Genomic DNA, 17,185 nt, shown 5'->3' with positions numbered 1-17,185 from the left:
AATGAACCTGCTATTTTTCGACACTGAGACAAGTGGATTACCTGCGTTTCGCGACCCTTCGGACGCGCCGCACCAGCCCCACCTGATCCAGATCGCTGCCATGCTCACCGATGGCGATGGCAACGAACTAGCCGAATGGAGCACGCTGGTTCAGCCCGGCCCCGGCGCCGTGATGGAACACAAGGCGTTCGAAGCCCACGGCATCACGCTCGACAAGGCCACTGCCGAAGGCGTCCCGCTGACTGTGGCATGGGAGAAGTTCACTTCCCTGCTGACTGGCGCGCAAGGTGTGGTCGGGCACAACGTCCCGTTCGACATCAGGATCATGCGGATTGCAGGCGTTCGCGCCACCGGCATGAAGTGGGAATGCCCGCTCGAATACCGCTGCACCATGCGGATGAGCACGTCGATCCTCAATCTGCCGCCCACGGCCAAGATGCTCGCCGCAGGCTTCAACAAGCCCAAGGCTCCCAACCTCACCGAATGCGTCCGCTTCTTCTTCGATGAAGATCACAGCGGCGCGCACGATGCGCTGGCTGACGTTCGCGCCAGCAAGCGGGTCTATTTTGCCATCAAGGAAAGGCTTGCCCAGTGAACGCCGTCACCCCCTCTCAGATCGTCCAGCAGGCCGCCCGCGTCCCTGCCGGAAGCCAAGCCACCAACATCGAAGCAGCACGCGCCATTGCCGAAGTGCAGGCCATGTTCATGGTCGCCAAGAACAACCCGCGCGATGAAGGCGTGGCGATGAAGCGGGCGCTTCAGGCTTGCGCGGAATGGTCGGTCGCATCGCGCGCCTTCTTCTCCTTCCCGCGTGGCAAGGAATCCGTGACCGGTGAATCCATCGTGCTCGCCACCGAACTGGCCCGGTGCTGGGGAAATGTCGATTACGGCATCATGGAACTGGCCCGCGACGATAACGCCGGCCACACCGAAATGCTGGCCTTTGCCCGCGATCTGGAAACGAACACCAGGTCGAGCCAGACGTTCATCGTCCCGCACAGTCGGGATACGCGCAACGGGCGCAAGGCGCTCACCGATATGCGGGATATCTACGAGAACAACGCCAACAACGGCGCTCGCCGCCTGCGTGAGTGCATTTTCCGTGTGCTGCCGTCCTACGTGAAGAACGCGGCGGCAGACCGGTGCCGGGAAGTTCTCGAGCGCGGGCAGGGCGACAAGCCGCTGCCGAAGCGCATTGCCGAAGCGATCGAATACTTCTCCAGCATTGGCATCAACGAACAGCGCCTTATCGCCAAGCACGGCCCGACTTCGGGCTGGACCGGCGTGGAACTGGCCAACCTTGAAATTGCCTACACGTCGATCAAGCGCGGCGAAACCACTGCGGATGAAGCCTTCCCGAAGGCGGAAGAGAACGTCTCGGATGAAGTGCGCAAGGTGGTCGAATCCCGGCAGGCGAAAGCCGAACCGGAACCAACCCAGAGCGCCATCCCCGAATGGATTGGCGAAGAAACCCGCCTTCAGGACGCGATCTATCTCGCTGGCGACCGCGCCGGTTTGGATGCCGTCGAGAAGGACTTCCTCTCCATCAAAGCCAAGTTCCCTGATGACGCCGCGAAGCGCCTTCAGGACGAGATCGATGCCAAGTTCCGCGAATTTGCGGAAGCAGAGTGAGGAGCACCACTACCATGCAAGCACAGAACAGCGCAGCCACCGCCATGACCGCAGAGATCGTAATGGCCTTTGTCAGCAACAACACGCTGGCAGCATCCGATATGCCCGGCCTGATCCAGTCGGTTCACGCATCGATCTCCGCGCTGGACGCGGCGGTTCAAGCCGCTCCCGAGCGCCCGGAACCCGCCGTCGCCATTCGCAACTCGATCAAGCAGGATTACATCGTCTGCCTTGAAGACGGGAAGAAGCTGAAGATGCTCAAGCGGCATCTGGCGACCCGCTACAATATGACCCCTGAACAGTATCGCGAGCGCTGGGGCCTTCCTGCCGACTATCCGATGACCGCGCCCGCATACGTGGAAACGCGCCGCCAGATCGCCAAGGACAACGGCCTTGGGCGGAAGGAGCGCTGAGCGATGCGCGCACCATTCATCGTCTGGTCGCCAGAAGGCACCACAGAGCCGAAGGTCACGCACCCGAACCACCAGTCAGCGCACTACGCCGCGCACCAGATGGCAAAGGCGCATCCCGGCCAAACCTTCTTCGTGATGGGCACAGGCGGGAAGCCGGTCTGCGCTCCGGTAGAGGAAGGCATTGCAGCGTGAAGCTGGGCACCATTCCCCAACCCCTCCGCACCGAAGCGGAGGCAGTAGCCGCCGATGTCCGCGAGAAGTGGGTCGGCGTCACCGGGAAGTCCCGCCCGATCATCAGCGAAGAGGCTTGGGCCGACCTGATCCAGCTTGTCTACCGGCTCTGCGTGAACCGGATCGAAGAGCGACCTGAACCGGAGGAAAAGCCGTGAACATCGATCCCGCCGACTTCACGGACGAAGCCTTGCGCAAGATCGCGCCTCGCTGCGGTTGCTGTGAGGACGGCGGGGACGTTTCTCTTGCCCAGGGCCAGACGATCTATCCTAACCGGCCAGACCTCTGGAATGACCGGGAAGGCAATCAGCGGTGGTGGTGGCTATGCGGCAAATGCTGGGGCTACGTTGGCACTCATCGCGGCACACTGAAACCTCTGGGTTCACCAGCGGACAAGCCCACGCGCCAAGCACGAGAAGCTGCACACGCTGCGTTCGATCCCCTCTGGCAGCGCAAAATTGAACGGGACGGCTGCACCAAGCAGGTCGCCCGCAACGCTGGCTACAAATGGCTGGCGACCCAACTTGGGATGACCCGCAAGGAATGCCACATCGGCATGATGAGCGCCGCAATGGCGCGCCGCGTGGTCGAAGTGATCCGCAACCGATCGAGGGAGGCGGGCCATCCCACGTAATTCAGAATAGCGGCGGGACAACCATCAGAGAGCATCCCCCACCGCCGCCGCCAAACCTGCCTTGGAGGTGTCAAAGGGACACCGGGCAAGTGGTTCGGAGGGCGCTCGCAGACCGCCTTGGCAACGTCTGCTTTTCCCCACGAAACGAGGTCGAACGAGATGAACTATAAGAAGATTGCCGAACGCTTCTGCGCCACTCGTCTTCCGCAGACCGTGTGCGCGGACACATGCGCTTCGGACCCGGCATACAAGTACCATCGCTCCGGCACGAACCTGCTGACAGTTGCAGAAGCCGAGAAGGTCATGGCCGATGTGCTGGGAGCAACCCCGTACTTGGAGATACTTCAACTGGCTTGGCATCAGACTGCCAGCCTCATCAGCTTCCACCATGCCGATGACAGCGGCAAAGAGTGGGGCAAGGCCAACGCTCTGAAGCCGCTGCTCAAGGAACTGGAGACGCAGATCAAGGCATACGGCGGCGAGCAGCCCAAGGGTGAATACTTGCTCGGGGCCGACTGCCGCATTGCTTGGAGTGCCTGAGCATGGAGCAGAAGCACCTCAAGCGCGCCCAAGAGATCGTTGAGGGCATCGCGCACTGCAAGAACGCGCTGTCCTTCGATAGTCCCGCGTACAGCGTGAGCAACATGCTGGAACTGCAGAAGCCCAATCAACACGGGTACACGACTCCCGAAACCGCTCGGTTTCAGATGTCCCGCTCTGTTCGTGACATTGCGTTCAAAGCGCTCCGGCGTGAGTTAGAACTCCGCCTTGCGGCCCTCCGCCGGGAGGCCGCCCAGATCGGCCTCGTGCTGGAGGACTGATCATGGCCCTCCCGCAGAGAGCACCAAAGCCCGAAAAGCCCAAGCGCGAGAAGCGGGATGGGCGTTTCAAGAGCCAGAAGCACCGGGACTGGGTGCGCAAGGAATTTGCGTGTGTGATGTGCGGCAGCACCGTGGGGCGTGAGTTCGCTCACGTCCGCATCGGGAGCCATGCCGGGATTGCCCGCAAGCCAGATGACCTTCGCGGAGTAGTTCTCTGTGCGGCAGACCATAAGCGGCAGCACGACATCGGCGAGGAAACCTTCTGGGCCGAGTACGAGCGCCGCCACGGTCAAACCGTCTGGCAACTGATCGACTCCCTCTGCGCCGCTTCCCCGGTCGCACATGAAATCCGCCAATGGCGCATTGAGCATGAAAATGGCTGATAAGCCCATCACATTCAGCGCGCCTATGGTGCGCGCCCTTCTGGCAGGGACCAAGACGCAGACGCGCCGCCTGATCTCGCCAACGAAGGACGCCAAGATCAAGCCCGGCGACATCCTTGTGTCGTGGCCCGCTGATCTGGTTGTTCGGCAAGGCGAGCGCTTTCGCCCGCGCTACTTCCCCGGCGATCGCGTCTATGTCCGCGAGCACTGGCGCATATCAAACCGGTGGGATCAGACGGCCCCGCGCGACCTTGCTCCGCGATCCATGACAGTCTTCTGTGAGGCAGGCGGCTCTATCGCCAATCAAGCCAGCGGGGAATGGGAGCCAGATAACTCCTATCCAGTGGAGCGCCCCGATTGGCTGGGGCGTCATCGGCAGGCCATGCACATGCCACGCTGGGCTTCCCGCATGTGGCTCCAGATCACCGATGTTCGCGTGCAGCGCTTGCAGGACATCAGCGAGGCGGATTGTCGCGAAGAAGGGCTAGAGCGCGGCTACGTGGGCGGCCTCCTTCCTTCTTATCGTGGTTCACCAGACCTTGAATGGCGGATCTACGCAGACGGTGCCTACGGCGAGCTCTGGGACAGCCTCCACACCGAACCGGGCTCCACATGGGTCGATTACCCTTGGATCGTCGCCTACTCTTTCACCGTGCACCACGGGAATATCGACGGCTTCCCCAATACCTCAGGTAATGGGGTGGGGCGGTGAGCCGAGTTCTGATCGCCTGCGAATACAGCGGCATCGTGCGCCGGGCTTTCACGGCAGCGGGGCATGATGCCTGGTCCTGCGATCTTCTGTCCGCAGAGGATGGCAGCAACCATCACTATCGCGGCGATGTGCGCGATATCCTGCACGATGGCTGGGATATGCTGATCGTGGCGCACCCGCCATGCACGAGGCTTTGCAATTCCGGTGTTCGCTGGCTCACCACGCCGCCACCGGGAAAGACCGCCGCGCAGATGTGGGCCGAACTGGACGAGGGCGCGGACCTGTTCTCGACGCTCTGGAATGCGCCGGTTCCGCGCGTGGCCTGTGAGAACCCTGTAATGCACCGGCACGCGAAAGAGCGCATCGCCAACTTCCGGCCCGCCGCGCAATCGGTTCAACCGTGGCAGTATGGTGATTGGGAGACAAAGCGAACTTGTCTTTGGCTGCGCGGCCTGCCGCCATTGGTGCCGACCTACTCCACGCTGGCTGATGCGCGCGCTGCGCTGAACCTTGAAGCCGATGCCATGCCCGTCGCCCGCGTTCACCGCATGGCGCCGGGGCAGGATCGGACAAAGGAGCGCAGCCGGTTCTTCCCCGGCATTGCGCGGGCGATGGCTGGGCAGTGGGGCAACCTGCTTGATGTGAGGGCTTCGGCATGACGTGGCCCTTCGGAGATCTACTCCCTCTCTCCTACGACCTCCTTCTGATCGACCCTCCAACCCGGTTCGAAACATGGTCTGCTGCGGGGGAAGGAAAAAGCCCACAAGCCCACTACGACACAATGACGTGGGATGAACTGGCAGTGCTGCCGGTGAACCAGCTTGCGCGGGATGACGCCTTCCTTGTGCTCTGGGCCTGCTGGCCGACCCTTCGGGAATCGATCGATCTCATGGGCAAGTGGGGCTTCGATTACGTGACCGGTGGAGCATGGCACAAGCGCACCAAGCACGGGAAGACTGCCTTCGGTGGCGGCTACATCGTTCGGAGCGCCTGCGAGCCCATCCTCATCGGAAAGATCGGGTCGCCCAAGACCGCAACCAGCGTTCGCAACATCCTTGATGCCGAAGCGCGCGGTCACTCCCGCAAGCCCGACTGCCAATATGATTTCTGTGAGCGCCTTGCTCCCCATGCTGTTCGGTTTGCCGAACTCTTTGCCCGCCAACGGCGAGGGGGAAGGTGGGACTCGTGGGGTAATGAGGTCGGCAAATTTCAGCACGGAGAAGAAGCGTGACGGTCGCAGCGCGCATTCAGCAGGCCGATATGGAGCGTGCCACCAAGGCCGTGAAGGCGGCAGGATTCGAGCGCGCCCGTATCGTTATGGATTTGGCGCAGGCGAAGATCGAGATCATCATTGGCGAATCGGGGGCAATCCCGCCTTCGAATAACTCGTGGGATGATGAATGATGTCGCGTAAACGGCTCAAATCGAACCGCTTCCTGCCTGAGCATGTTTCGGCTTTCAAAAGCCAGCATGGCCGGGTGAGGTACAGGTTCCGCCGCAAGGGGTATCCGGGAGGATATTTCGCCGCCCAACTTGGGACCGAAGAGTTCCGGGCTGAATACCACGCCTTTATGAACCCCGGAGAGGTTGCGGCACCTCCGCCGCCGCAGCGGTATAAGCCGGGCACGATCGATGACTTGGTTCAGAGGTATTTCGAAGTCCCGACCCGCCTTGGGCCAAGCAAGGTCACTCAGGACAAAATTCGCGCCGTTCTTGAGGACTTCCGTGAAGGAACGGGCAAATCAGGCGGCCGGAGAGGCGATCGTTTGGCTCGTGATGTCACTTTCGAGGCGATTGATAAGATCATTGCCAAGAAGATGATCAAGACGGGCACAGGCAACAAGACGAAGGGCGGGCTTCATGCCGCTCGGAAGCTGCGTAAGGAACTGGTCCGCCTTTTTGACTTCGCGATAAAGTCTGGGCTGATGGACAAGAACCCGGCTGCGCTCTCCGACAAGGTAAAGCAAACGGCATCCGAAAAGGCCAAGGCAGGCTTCCATTCATGGACTGAGGACGAGATCACTCAGTTCCGCTCGTTCTACGAACTCGGCACCCGTGAACGATTGGCGATGGAGTTGCTGCTGTGGACCGACCAACGCAGATCAGATGTGATCAGCATGGGGGAGGCGCAGATTGTAGATGGGTGTATTCCCGTACATCAGGAAAAGACAGGTATGCCGCTCTGGCTCCCGGTCGCACCACAACTGCGGACAGCCATCGATTCCATGAAGGCGGCGGAAACGAGCAAGTTCTGCTTCCTCATCACGCGCCGAGGCGGTTCATTCACCAAAGAATCATTCGGCAACTTCTTCAAGAAGGCGTGTGTCGCGGCAGGGCTTCCTCAATGCACAGCCCACGGGCTGCGTAAAGCGACACTACGCCGCATGGCTGAACTGGAAATGGCCAACAAGACGATGAAGTCCTTGAGCGGTCAAACCAGTGACAAGACGCTTGAGATTTACACCCGCGATGCGAACCAGCGGAAGCTGGCCAACAAAGCCATCCACGCCCTCTCGCAATGGGAGGCATCGCAGTCAGAAGATGATAGGGATAGGCTCGCTAAGGCAAGCTAGTTTGTCTCACCCCCGTTTCTGGTGAGACACCAGACGCCGGGAAAACCGCAGAAAAGGTGGGTTTTATGGAAAATAGTGGCTCCCTGAGTAGGATTCGAACCTACGACCAAGTGATTAACAGTCACCTACTCTACCGCTGAGCTATCAGGGAGCAGCCTCGGTTGCCCGGGGCAGGAGCGCGCTAATAACAGGCCAATTTGGTTTGGCAAGCACCTGTTTTCAAATTTTTCGTCAGACCATGAATTGTTCTGCGAAGATGCGATCCTCAAGGCTCTGTCCACGGTCGAACAGCAGTGTCAGGCGATGTTCTGGCCACGCCTTCACGCGCACTTCGCGCACGTCGCGCACTTCTTTCTGATCAGCGACCACCAGCACCGGGCGCTTTACCGATTCCAGTGCCTTGAACACGATCTCATAGGTTTCCGGCAGAATCGCACCACGCCAGCGCCGTGGGCGAAACGGGCTGATCGGGGTCAGCGCCAGCATGTTCGACGACAGCGGCAGGATCGGCCCGTTTGCCGAGAGGTTATACGCGGTCGATCCGGCGGGCGTGGCCACCAGCACACCGTCGCACGCCAGTTCAGGCATACGGACCTTGCCGTTGACACTGACTTCGAGTTTCGCCGTCTGCCGGGTTTCACGCAGGATCGACACTTCGTTGATCGCGCAGACGGAGTGTTCATCACCGGTGTTGGTGGTGGCTGTCATCCGCAGTGGCGAGATCGCGATTGCGGTGGCCTTGGCCAGTCTTTCCTCGATACTGCGGCCTGAACGATACTTGTTCATCAGGAAGCCGACCGTGCCGAGATTCAGCCCGAAGGCGGGAATCACGTGATCGATATCGAGCATGGTGTGCAGAGTCTGCAGCATGAACCCGTCGCCACCGATCACCACGACAGCTTCCGCCTGTTCAAGCGGCACCCAATCACGCTGCTTGTGCAAAGCCGTGCAGGCCTCCTGCGCCCGCTCTGTCGGCGATGCCAACAGGGCCAGACGGGTGTATTCCGGCATTGTCTTTCGGCCTCCCGACTAATGTCTGTCGGAGATATGGGCTGCGCGGGCCTCGTGCAATGCACAAAAGCCGCAGTATCGCTGCATTTCAACCAGTTCGCGGAAGGATGCAGAACGGTTTGGCAAGACTTGGTGATTATGCCGTCACCGCATGGACGATCCTCCCGCCATCTTTACGCGCGATCCGCTGACCGGTCTGTGCGGTTCTGCCGAAGCGCTTGAATGGCTGAAGGGCACGCACGAATCCGACTATTTGCAGGCCATGCTGCTGGGCCTTCATCGCTTTCGCTCGGTCAACATTGCTTATGGTCATGCCGGTGGCGATCTCGCGCTGACAGAGATCGCGCGCCGCATCCGCGATTTTGCTGCTCAGGAACTCGGTCCATCGGCGATGGTGGCGCGCGTCGGCGGCGGCGAATTTCTGGTGGCGTGCAGCGGAGCAATGCCGCGCGAGCGATGGCAATGGCTGGCAGAGGCGCTGGGGCGGACCGTGGGCAGGGCTTTGCCCGTTCATGGCGATGTCCTGCACCTTTTGCCACGCATCGCTTTGCTGCGCCGTGCTCCGGGGGAAAGCGGCGGCAAGATGCTCGACCGGCTCGATCAGGCGTTGGGCAGCCTTGAGCAGCAACCCGGCCGACGTGTGATGTGGGCCGATGGCACGCACCGATCACGCGGGCGCAGCGCCGCACGGCTTGAGGCGGATTTGATCGGCGCGATGGCAAGGGACGAAATCGGACTGGTCTTTCAGCCCCAGTACTCAGTTGCCAGCGGTGATTTGGCCGGGGCCGAGGTTCTGGCGCGGTGGGACCATCCGCAGCTTGGCCGGATCGGGGCGGAAACCTTGTTTGCCATTGCCGAGCGAGGCGATCACATTGGCCAGCTATCCAGCCATATCGTTCATCGGGCACTCGCGTGCGAGACACCGTGGAAGGGGCGCATCCCGCTCTCGATCAACATCACGGCAGAGGATCTGGCGTCAGACGATTTCGCCGCAAGTTTCGCCGTCACGCTTGCGCAGACCGCATTCCCGCCGTCGATGCTCACGCTGGAAGTGACCGAGCAAAGCCTGATTGCGGATTTTGCACGTTCGGCCGAGGCGCTGCGCATGATTGCGGAAATGGGCGTGCGAATCGCGCTCGATGATTTTGGCACTGGTTACGCCAATTTCCGCACGCTCAAGGCGCTGCCGATCGATACGTTGAAGTTGGATGCGTCGCTCGTCAGCGATGTCGATGGCGACCCGCGGGACCGGGCAATACTCAAGGCGATCGTGGCGATGGCACGCGCATTGAGCCAGAAAATCGTGGTCGAAGGGATCGAGCGCGAGAGCCAACTGGCTGTCCTGCGCGATGAGGGCTGCGACGTGTTTCAGGGCTTCCTGCGCTCTGGCCCGGTTTCCGCCAACGAGATCAGCGCACTGCTCTAGGCAGCCTTTTTTGCCCGGCGAACGATGGCGGCAAGGCCCTTGGTCATCTGTACCAGGCCGTTGAGACGACCCTCCGCCGTACCCCACGCGCGCGTGATCACCAGCTTGTTGTCCGGGCGCAGCTTGGCCACACCGTTTAGGCGTTCGACATAACCGATGAGGCCCACAGGATCCGGGAAAGTGTCCTTGTGGAAGCTGACGAGCGCACCCTTCGGCCCAACGTCGATCTTGGCAATGTTCGCAACGATGGCCTGTCGTTTCACTTCGATCAGACGCAGCAGGTTTTGCGTTGGTGCGGGCAGGGGGCCAAACCGGTCGATCATTTCGGCAGCCAGTGCTTCGACTGCCTCCGGCCCTTCGGCATCGTTCATGCGTCGATAGAGCGCCATGCGCACCGCCAGATCGGGCACGTAATCTTCGGGGATCATGATCGGCGCATCGAGCGTGATCTGCGGGCTGAGCGCTTCGCGTTCACGCGCGAGGCCGATGTCGCCTGCCTTTGCCGCAAGGATCGCATCCTCCAGCATCGATTGGTAAAGTTCGAAGCCCACTTCCTTGATATGGCCGGATTGTTCATCGCCCAGCAGATTGCCTGCGCCGCGAATGTCGAGGTCGTGGCTGGCAAGCTGGAACCCTGCGCCAAGGCTGTCGAGATCGCCCAGCACCTTGAGCCGCTTTTCTGCCACTTCGGACAGGGCCTTGTCCTCAGGCACCGTCAGATAGGCGTAGGCGCGCAGCTTTCCGCGTCCCACGCGCCCACGCAACTGGTATAGCTGGGCAAGGCCAAAACGGTCGGCGCGATGGATGACGATGGTGTTGGCAGAGGGAATGTCGATTCCGCTTTCAACGATCGTCGTCGAAAGCAGGACTTCGTACTTCTTTTCATAGAACGCGCCCATGCGGTCTTCGACCTCGGTCGGGCTCATCTGGCCATGCGCGGTCACGAAGCGGACTTCCGGCACGTTCAGCCGCAGCCATTCCTCAAGCTCGGGCATATCGGCAATGCGCGGCACTACGATGAAGCTCTGCCCACCGCGCTGGTGTTCACGCAACAGCGCTTCGCGCATCACCATATCGTCCCACGGCATCACATATGTGCGCACGGCAAGGCGATCGACCGGCGGAGTCTGGATCGTGGACAGTTCGCGCAGGCCCGACATCGCCATCTGCAAGGTGCGCGGAATTGGCGTTGCGGTCAGCGTCAGGACGTGAACATCGGCTTTCAGTTCTTTCAGCTTTTCCTTGTGAGTCACGCCGAAACGCTGCTCCTCGTCCACGATGACGAGGCCGAGGCGCTTGAACTCAACCGATTTCGATAGCAGCGCGTGCGTGCCAATGACGATATCGGTGGTGCCACTGGCAAGGCCTGCCTTCGTCTCGGTCGCTTCCTTGGCCGGGACGAGGCGCGACAGACGGCCGATTTCAAGGGGAAAGCCTTTGAAACGATCGATGAAATTGGCGTAATGCTGGCGGGCAAGCAGCGTGGTGGGCGCAATCACCGCAACCTGCACCCCCTGCATCGCGGCGACGAATGCGGCGCGCAAGGCCACTTCCGTCTTGCCGAACCCAACATCGCCGCACACAAGCCGGTCCATCGGCTTGCCCTCGGCCAGGTCGCCCAGAACATCGCCGATTGCGCGTTCCTGATCCTCGGTTTCGTCCCACGGAAAACGATCGACAAAGGGGCCGTAGCTGGCGGGATCGACCGGCAGCACTGTGCCTTGCCGGAGTGCGCGCTGGGCTGCCGTTGCCATGAGATGCCCGGCCATCTCCAGAATGCGTTCGCGCATCCGCGCCTTGCGGCGCTGCCATGCTTCGCCGCCCAGCTTGTCGAGCGCAACACCTTCAGCGTCCGAGCCATAGCGCGAAAGAACGTCGAGATTTTCAACCGGGATATAGAGCTTGTCGCCGCCTGAATATTCAAGCTGGACGCAATCGTGGGGACTATCACCCACGCCGATGGCTTCAAGCCCGATATAACGCCCGATCCCGTGATCCATATGGACCACCAGATCGCCGGGTGTGAGCGCAGACAGTTCGGCAAGGAATGCGTCGGCATCCTTGCGCTTCTTCTTGCGGCGGACAAGACGGTCGCCAAGGATATCCTGCTCGGTCAGCAGTTCCAGATCGTCGTTGGCAAAGCCCTGTTCCAGCGGAAGCACCACTGCAACGGGCTTTCCGCTTGCGGCAGCGCCAAGCGCCTCCTGCCACGTTTCGGCCATGTGCGGTGTGAACTTGCCCGCTTCGGCCAGCAGCGAGGCAAGGCGCGAGCGAGAACCGGCAGTATAGGCCGCGATGATCGGCTTCTTCCCGCGCGTGCCCAATGCGGCGATGTATTTCGATGCCGCTTCGTAGATGTTCGTGCCGCCGCTCGCCGCAGCAGCCCGCTCCGGCGTAAAATCGTGGCTCGATGAAAAACCAAAATCGACGACCTGCTGTGATTCCGGTTCGGCGAAGATGGTGGTGCGGTGCACTGGCCATCCTGCCAGCGCGCGGCCCAGTTCATCGTGCGCAAGATAGAGCGCATTTTCAGCCAGAGGCCGATAGCTGCCGGGTGCCTTGGACGACGAATCAAGACGCGACTGGTGATAGTCCGCGATATCGGCGGCGCGCTGTTCTGCGGCCTTGATCGCGGTGCCATCGATCAGAACCAGATCGTTTTCGCCCAGATGATCGAACAGGGTGACCAACCTGTCTTCGAACAAGGGCAGCCAGTGTTCCATGCCGGCAAGGCGGCGGCCATCGCTGATCGCCTGATAGAGCGGATCACCCGTGGCGTTCGCTCCGAACAGTTCACGATAGCGGCTACGGAAGCGCTTGATGCTGTCTTCGTCGAGAAGAGCTTCGCTCGCCGGAAGCAGCAGGTGGGTTTCGACCGGCTGAACGGAACGCTGCGTGTTCGGATCGAACAGGCGCAGCGTTTCCAGTTCGTCCCCGAAGAAGTCGAGCCGAAGGCCGTGGTCCAGTCCTGACGGGAAGATATCGAACACCGAACCGCGCACCGCGTATTCGCCAGCATCAACCACGGTATCGGTGCGGGAATAGCCCTGCCGTTGCAGCAGCGCGATCAGGCTTTCACGTCCGATCTCTGCGCCTGGTGTCAGCAGGCGGGTGGATTCGCGGATGCGGAATGGCGTCAGCACGCGCTGCATAACTGCGTTGATCGTGGTGACCAGCAGTTGCGGGCCGCTGCGTTTCAACTGCAGTTTCTGAAGTGCCGCTAAACGCCTTGAACTGACACTTAGCGCGGGCGAAGCACGGTCAAACGGCAGGCAATCCCATGCCGGGAAGTCGATAACTTCAAGGTCCGGCGCAAAGAAGGCCGCGCTATCCGCAATTGCGCGCATCGCTGCTTCATCAGGTGCGATGAAAACCGCGCGGCCCTTTGCCGCACGCGCAAGGTCCGCCAACACCAGCGGCTGCGCCCCGCGTGCGATGGAGGACAGCGTTACCGGCGTCTTGGCCGTAAGAATGCGGTTAAGGTCGGACATAGCGGCGTGCTAACGTGCGAAGGGCAGGTTCAGCGAGGGATTTCGACGTAATCGAGCTTGCGCATCGCATCCATCATCGGCCCGGCATATTCAGCCGGCACGGACAGCGTGCCTAGCGCCCACCCCATGATGTCTACGTCTTCTTCGTCGATCAGCGTTTCGAACCATGTCACTTGATCTGCCGTCCATTCCGTGTGGAAGCGATCGAAGTAGCAGCCGATCATGTAATCAGCCTCGCGCGTGCCGCGATGCCAGGCACGAAAATGCAGGCGCTTGAGGCGTTCTGGCGTAATTTCATTCGCGGCTGTTGCTGGACTTTCGGTCATGCACTGCCGTTAGGCCGAACAACCCTGCGAAACAAGGCCGCGTAAAGGGCATTCCGGCACCTGTTCTCCTCCCGTGCCGGAATGTCCTTCAGTATCGCCTATTTGCTACGCAGCGCAGCGATAATGTCTGCGGGTTGGCGACCGATGAGGTCTTTCGCCAGTTCACGCCGCAGCACATGCTGAACGGCTTTGCCGAACTGATGGCGCAACTCGCCCAAAGCGCGTGGTGGGGCAATCACGATCAGATCTGCAATCTTGTGGCCGAGTACCTGCCGGTTGATCCAGTCTGCGACTGCTGCGCAATGGGCGGCTTCGTCCTGATTGTGCGGCGATGCATGGCTGCCCCCCACGCTGTGATTGTGTTCGACAAGAATTGGCGTTTCCATCGCCGTCAGCTCTGGCGCGGCCTCGTTCCCGGCGTTGCGGAACAGTTGCCAGGTATTGCCGTCAACCACGGCGATTACGGCTCCATGCGGGATCAGCATTGCTTGAACTCCTTGTTCCTTTGTTTTCCACGGGAACCCAAGCACCTCGGGCGCCAGTCAACCATGCGCTGAATCAAAAACAGCGGTGAATTTCAGCGGCAACGGGATTGGCTATCAGCACACCTCCGGCCTATGTCAGCGCGATGCGCCCCGATGTACTAAATCCCCTCTTTGCCGAAAGCCTGAGCCTGAAAGGCGTGGGCGCCGGACTGGCGCGTCCGCTGGAAAAGCTGGGGCTGGGACGAGTGAGGGACATCGCCTATCACCTGCCCGATCGCTGGGTGCTGCGCAGGGCGGTGGCCAATCTGGACGAAGCCGGCGTAGGCGAACAGATCGTGGTGCCGCTAACCCCGCGCGATTATCGTCAGCCAGCAGGCCGGGGGCCATTCCGCGTGATGGCTGAGGACGTGGCCGGGAATTATGTCGCGCTTACCTATTTCGGGCGCGCGTCCTATACGGCCAAGAAGCAGTTGCCTCTTGGGGAAACGCGCTGGGTTGCCGGGCGGCTCGACCAGTATGGCCAGACCTGGCAGATCGTCCACCCTGATCACGTGAGCGATGATAGCGCAGGGATGCTCGGCCAGTTGAACGAGCCGGTCTATGCGCTGTCAGAAGGGCTGACGCAGGGGCGATTGCAGGCTCTGGTGCAGCAATCCCTGTCGAATTTGCCCCAATTGCCCGAATGGATCGAGCCTGGTTTGCTGGCACGCGAAGACTGGCCACATTGGCATGAAGCTCTGCCCGAAGCGCACAAGGGCGAGAACAAGCTGGCGCGCGATCGCCTTGCCTATGACGAGCTTCTGGCAAACAGCCTCGCGCTGATGCTGGTACGCGAAAGCAATCGCGCGAAGAAAGGCACACCGCTGCACGGCGACGGGCGATTGCGCGCGAAGCTGAAGCTACCGTTCGAACTGACCGGTGCGCAAAAACGCGCGATTGCCGAAATCGAAAGCGATGTGGCGCAGGGCGCGCCGATGCTGCGCCTGCTGCAGGGCGATGTCGGTTCCGGCAAGACGGCTGTGGCTCTCAACGCCATGCTTATCGCCGTGGAGGCGGGCGGACAGGCGGCGCTGCTTGCCCCGACTGAAATCCTTGCGCGCCAGCACGCCGAAACCCTGACCCGGATGGCCGCAGGCACCGGCGTGACCATCGCGCTGTTGACGGGGCGAGATAAAGGTAAGGCGCGCGAATCCATCCTCATGGGGCTGCTTGATGGTTCGATAGACATTTGCGTGGGGACGCACGCGATCTTTCAGGAAGCCGTTGCATACCAGAATCTGGCGCTGGCCGTGATCGACGAGCAGCACCGCTTCGGCGTGGGCCAGCGGCTTCTCCTGACGCAGAAGGCGAAACGCACGCCCCACTGCCTTGCCATGACCGCCACGCCGATCCCGCGAACGCTGACTTTGGCCCAGTATGGCGAGATGGACGTATCACGGCTCGATGAGATGCCGCCCGGTCGGCAGGCCATCGATACGCGCGTAGTCGCGCAAGACCGCCTTGCTGATGTCATCGAAGGCATTGGGCGGCATATAGCCAAGGGTGCCCAAGCTTATTGGGTCTGCCCGATGGTGCGCGAACAGGAGACGGATGACATAGCTGCCACCGAGGCACGCTATGCCGCCCTGAAGGAGCGGTTCGGGGATACCGTCGTCATGGTCCACGGCCAGTTGCGACCCGAAGTGAAGGACGCTGCGATGGAATGCTTCGCCAGAGGCGAGGCCAAGCTGCTGGTGGCAACGACGGTAATCGAAGTGGGCGTTGACGTTCCCAATGCCACGCTGATGGTGATCGAGCAGGCCGAACGCTTCGGCCTGGCCCAGTTGCACCAGTTGCGCGGGCGTGTGGGGCGCGGCAGCCAGCAATCGACCTGCCTGTTGTTACGCGGCGATGCGCTTTCCGAAACCGGCCGCGAGCGATTGGCGCTGATGCGTGAAACACAAGACGGCTTCCGACTTGCAGAAGAGGATTTGCGCCTGCGCGGCGGCGGTGAACTTCTGGGAACCCGTCAATCGGGTGATACGCCGTTCAAGGTGGCGGACTTCGAACAGATCGCCCGTCTGCTACCACTGGCGCATGACGATGCGCGACTGCTGATGGAACGTGATGGTGGCCTCTCATCGCCGCGGGGCGAAGCGGCGCGGATATTGCTCTATCTGTTCGAGCGCGATTGGGGCGTTCAACTGCTGCGTGGCGGTTAAACGCCCCCCTCGCAATGTTACTTGCTGGGCGAGGGTGCCCGAGCGCTCTTGGTCGCGTCGGCAAACTGTTCAGCGCTCATACCGATAAACAGACCGCTCGCACCCTTGGCAACTGAGGTGCGGGGCAGTTTGACCTTGGCCGTTCCTGTATCGAGCACGAAATCGGTTTCGCTGACTTCGCTGATCTTGCCCAAAACGGTCGTACCGTCCGATGCGTGAACTGCTGCATCGGCGACGATTGCGGCAGAAAGTTCTTCAGCAGCAGCGCCTGCGGCCTTTTCAGCAGCAGCATCGAGTTCAGCCTTGGTCATGCCAAGAACTGGCCCTTTGGGACCGGTGCCGAGCGAAGTGAGAGCCAAGGTTGCCGTGTTCTTGCCGGTGTCGATAACGAAGTTCGGCGCATTCACGCTCTTGATCGTGCCGACTTCTGCCCCTGCCGTATCATAGACCGTAGCGCCTACGGTTGGTGCTGCGGCGGCCGGAGAAGAAGCACTGGCGGCTGCGTCCTGCGCGATGGCAGTGGTGGCGAAAGGCGCTGTTGCGACGAGAAGGGCAAGCGAGAGATTGCGGATTTTCACGGAAGGGTTTTCCTGTCCTGTTATTGGGATAGCCCTGCCAAGGTCGGCAATATGCGGCATGAGCGAAAGGGCGTTTGCGCTCATCCGTCCTGAAATATGCGGTGAATTGAAAGACTTGTGCATCAGCTGCGATGAACTGAGCGGGCGCACGTCTGCTGCGCAGATACGAAAAGAGCGACCCGAAGGCCGCTCTGTTCTTCACCATGCAAGGGCGAAATGGTCGGGGAAAGAGGATTCGAACCTCCGGCCCCTGCCTCCCGAAGACAGT

Annotated in this window: 22 protein-coding genes and 1 tRNA gene; 17 read left to right on the top strand and 6 right to left on the bottom strand. The window is 61.1% G+C overall.

What is annotated here, in order from left to right; translation table 11 throughout:
- Position 1 precedes the first annotated feature (1 nt).
- From ACOVQ0_RS16420 to ACOVQ0_RS16355, 14 genes are all read left to right on the top strand, one after another.
- Positions 2 to 595, top strand: coding sequence for a 3'-5' exonuclease (locus ACOVQ0_RS16420; RefSeq protein WP_421886847.1), 594 nt, complete (start codon positions 2 to 4; stop codon positions 593 to 595).
- Positions 592 to 1,632 carry a hypothetical protein gene (locus ACOVQ0_RS16415; RefSeq protein ID WP_421886845.1) on the top strand — a complete coding sequence of 347 codons (1,041 nt, stop codon included), beginning with the start codon at positions 592 to 594 and terminating at the stop codon, positions 1,630 to 1,632. Before ACOVQ0_RS16420 ends, ACOVQ0_RS16415 begins: the two co-directional genes overlap by 4 nt.
- A gap of 14 nt (positions 1,633 to 1,646) precedes the next feature.
- Positions 1,647 to 2,045 (top strand): MucR family transcriptional regulator, encoded by a 399-nt coding sequence (locus ACOVQ0_RS16410; RefSeq protein ID WP_421886843.1) that lies wholly within the window; start codon positions 1,647 to 1,649, stop codon positions 2,043 to 2,045.
- Positions 2,046 to 2,048: 3 nt separating this feature from the next.
- On the top strand, positions 2,049 to 2,237 hold the full coding sequence (locus ACOVQ0_RS16405) for a hypothetical protein (RefSeq protein WP_421886841.1): 189 nt from the start codon (positions 2,049 to 2,051) through the stop codon (positions 2,235 to 2,237).
- Positions 2,234 to 2,434: a hypothetical protein gene (locus tag ACOVQ0_RS16400; RefSeq protein WP_421886838.1), complete on the top strand. Its 201-nt coding sequence runs from the start codon at positions 2,234 to 2,236 to the stop codon at positions 2,432 to 2,434. Before ACOVQ0_RS16405 ends, ACOVQ0_RS16400 begins: the two co-directional genes overlap by 4 nt.
- Positions 2,431 to 2,910 (top strand): zinc-finger-containing protein, encoded by a 480-nt coding sequence (locus tag ACOVQ0_RS16395; RefSeq protein WP_421886835.1) that lies wholly within the window; start codon positions 2,431 to 2,433, stop codon positions 2,908 to 2,910. The genes ACOVQ0_RS16400 and ACOVQ0_RS16395 overlap by 4 nt, the downstream gene beginning before the upstream one ends.
- 159 nt (positions 2,911 to 3,069) lie before the next feature.
- Positions 3,070 to 3,450: a hypothetical protein gene (locus ACOVQ0_RS16390; RefSeq protein ID WP_421886832.1), complete on the top strand. Its 381-nt coding sequence runs from the start codon at positions 3,070 to 3,072 to the stop codon at positions 3,448 to 3,450.
- A gap of 2 nt (positions 3,451 to 3,452) precedes the next feature.
- The gene (locus tag ACOVQ0_RS16385; RefSeq protein WP_421886830.1) at positions 3,453 to 3,731 is read left to right on the top strand and encodes a hypothetical protein; all 279 of its coding nucleotides are present in this window, start codon (positions 3,453 to 3,455) and stop codon (positions 3,729 to 3,731) included.
- 2 nt (positions 3,732 to 3,733) lie between these two features.
- Positions 3,734 to 4,114, top strand: coding sequence for a hypothetical protein (locus ACOVQ0_RS16380; RefSeq protein ID WP_421886827.1), 381 nt, complete (start codon positions 3,734 to 3,736; stop codon positions 4,112 to 4,114).
- The gene (locus tag ACOVQ0_RS16375; protein ID WP_421886824.1) at positions 4,074 to 4,826 is read left to right on the top strand and encodes a hypothetical protein; all 753 of its coding nucleotides are present in this window, start codon (positions 4,074 to 4,076) and stop codon (positions 4,824 to 4,826) included. The genes ACOVQ0_RS16380 and ACOVQ0_RS16375 overlap by 41 nt, the downstream gene beginning before the upstream one ends.
- Positions 4,823 to 5,485 carry a hypothetical protein gene (locus ACOVQ0_RS16370; RefSeq protein ID WP_421886822.1) on the top strand — a complete coding sequence of 221 codons (663 nt, stop codon included), beginning with the start codon at positions 4,823 to 4,825 and terminating at the stop codon, positions 5,483 to 5,485. Before ACOVQ0_RS16375 ends, ACOVQ0_RS16370 begins: the two co-directional genes overlap by 4 nt.
- Positions 5,482 to 6,057, top strand: a complete 576-nt coding sequence (locus ACOVQ0_RS16365) for an MT-A70 family methyltransferase (protein WP_421886819.1) — start codon at positions 5,482 to 5,484, stop codon at positions 6,055 to 6,057. The genes ACOVQ0_RS16370 and ACOVQ0_RS16365 overlap by 4 nt, the downstream gene beginning before the upstream one ends.
- A complete protein-coding gene (locus tag ACOVQ0_RS16360) occupies positions 6,054 to 6,230 on the top strand; it encodes a hypothetical protein (RefSeq protein ID WP_421886816.1) in 177 nt (58 codons plus the stop codon). Before ACOVQ0_RS16365 ends, ACOVQ0_RS16360 begins: the two co-directional genes overlap by 4 nt.
- Positions 6,227 to 7,399, top strand: coding sequence for a tyrosine-type recombinase/integrase (locus ACOVQ0_RS16355; protein WP_421886813.1), 1,173 nt, complete (start codon positions 6,227 to 6,229; stop codon positions 7,397 to 7,399). Before ACOVQ0_RS16360 ends, ACOVQ0_RS16355 begins: the two co-directional genes overlap by 4 nt.
- A 76-nt stretch (positions 7,400 to 7,475) precedes the next feature.
- Here the strand turns inward: ACOVQ0_RS16355 and ACOVQ0_RS16350 are convergent.
- Both ACOVQ0_RS16350 and ACOVQ0_RS16345 read right to left on the bottom strand, forming a co-directional pair.
- Positions 7,476 to 7,550, bottom strand: a tRNA-Asn gene (locus ACOVQ0_RS16350).
- An 80-nt stretch (positions 7,551 to 7,630) separates the two neighbouring features.
- Positions 7,631 to 8,410 carry an NAD kinase gene (locus ACOVQ0_RS16345; protein WP_421886810.1) on the bottom strand — a complete coding sequence of 260 codons (780 nt, stop codon included), beginning with the start codon at positions 8,408 to 8,410 and terminating at the stop codon, positions 7,631 to 7,633.
- Between the two features lie 151 nt (positions 8,411 to 8,561).
- Between ACOVQ0_RS16345 and ACOVQ0_RS16340 the strand changes: the two genes are divergently transcribed.
- Entirely contained in the window at positions 8,562 to 9,836 is a 1,275-nt protein-coding gene (locus ACOVQ0_RS16340) for an EAL domain-containing protein (RefSeq protein WP_421886807.1), read from the top strand.
- Here ACOVQ0_RS16340 and mfd read toward each other — a convergent pair.
- From mfd to ACOVQ0_RS16325, 3 genes are all read right to left on the bottom strand, one after another.
- A complete protein-coding gene (gene mfd / locus ACOVQ0_RS16335) occupies positions 9,833 to 13,327 on the bottom strand; it encodes a transcription-repair coupling factor (protein WP_421886805.1) in 3,495 nt (1,164 codons plus the stop codon). The two genes, ACOVQ0_RS16340 and mfd, sit on opposite strands and share 4 nt — an antisense overlap.
- A gap of 29 nt (positions 13,328 to 13,356) precedes the next feature.
- Complete coding sequence (locus ACOVQ0_RS16330) at positions 13,357 to 13,653, bottom strand: succinate dehydrogenase assembly factor 2 (RefSeq protein ID WP_421886802.1); 297 nt, start codon at positions 13,651 to 13,653, stop codon at positions 13,357 to 13,359.
- Positions 13,654 to 13,751: 98 nt separating this feature from the next.
- Positions 13,752 to 14,138, bottom strand: coding sequence for a host attachment protein (locus ACOVQ0_RS16325; RefSeq protein ID WP_421886800.1), 387 nt, complete (start codon positions 14,136 to 14,138; stop codon positions 13,752 to 13,754).
- Positions 14,139 to 14,281: 143 nt separating this feature from the next.
- Between ACOVQ0_RS16325 and recG the strand changes: the two genes are divergently transcribed.
- Positions 14,282 to 16,339, top strand: coding sequence for an ATP-dependent DNA helicase RecG (gene recG / locus ACOVQ0_RS16320; protein ID WP_421886897.1), 2,058 nt, complete (start codon positions 14,282 to 14,284; stop codon positions 16,337 to 16,339).
- 17 nt (positions 16,340 to 16,356) lie between these two features.
- Here the strand turns inward: recG and ACOVQ0_RS16315 are convergent, their stop codons facing one another.
- Positions 16,357 to 16,917: a hypothetical protein gene (locus ACOVQ0_RS16315; RefSeq protein WP_421886797.1), complete on the bottom strand. Its 561-nt coding sequence runs from the start codon at positions 16,915 to 16,917 to the stop codon at positions 16,357 to 16,359.
- Between the two features lie 58 nt (positions 16,918 to 16,975).
- Here ACOVQ0_RS16315 and ACOVQ0_RS16310 point away from each other — a divergent pair.
- Positions 16,976 to 17,185, top strand: a 210-nt coding sequence (locus tag ACOVQ0_RS16310; RefSeq protein ID WP_421886795.1) for a hypothetical protein, incomplete at its 3' end; no start/stop codon positions are given.

The sequence above is a fragment of the Novosphingobium sp. genome (assembly GCF_049240505.1).
GTDB lineage: Bacteria > Pseudomonadota > Alphaproteobacteria > Sphingomonadales > Sphingomonadaceae > Novosphingobium.
The sequence above is the reverse complement of the archived record's forward strand: the minus strand, read 5'-3'. Positions and strand labels throughout refer to the sequence as shown.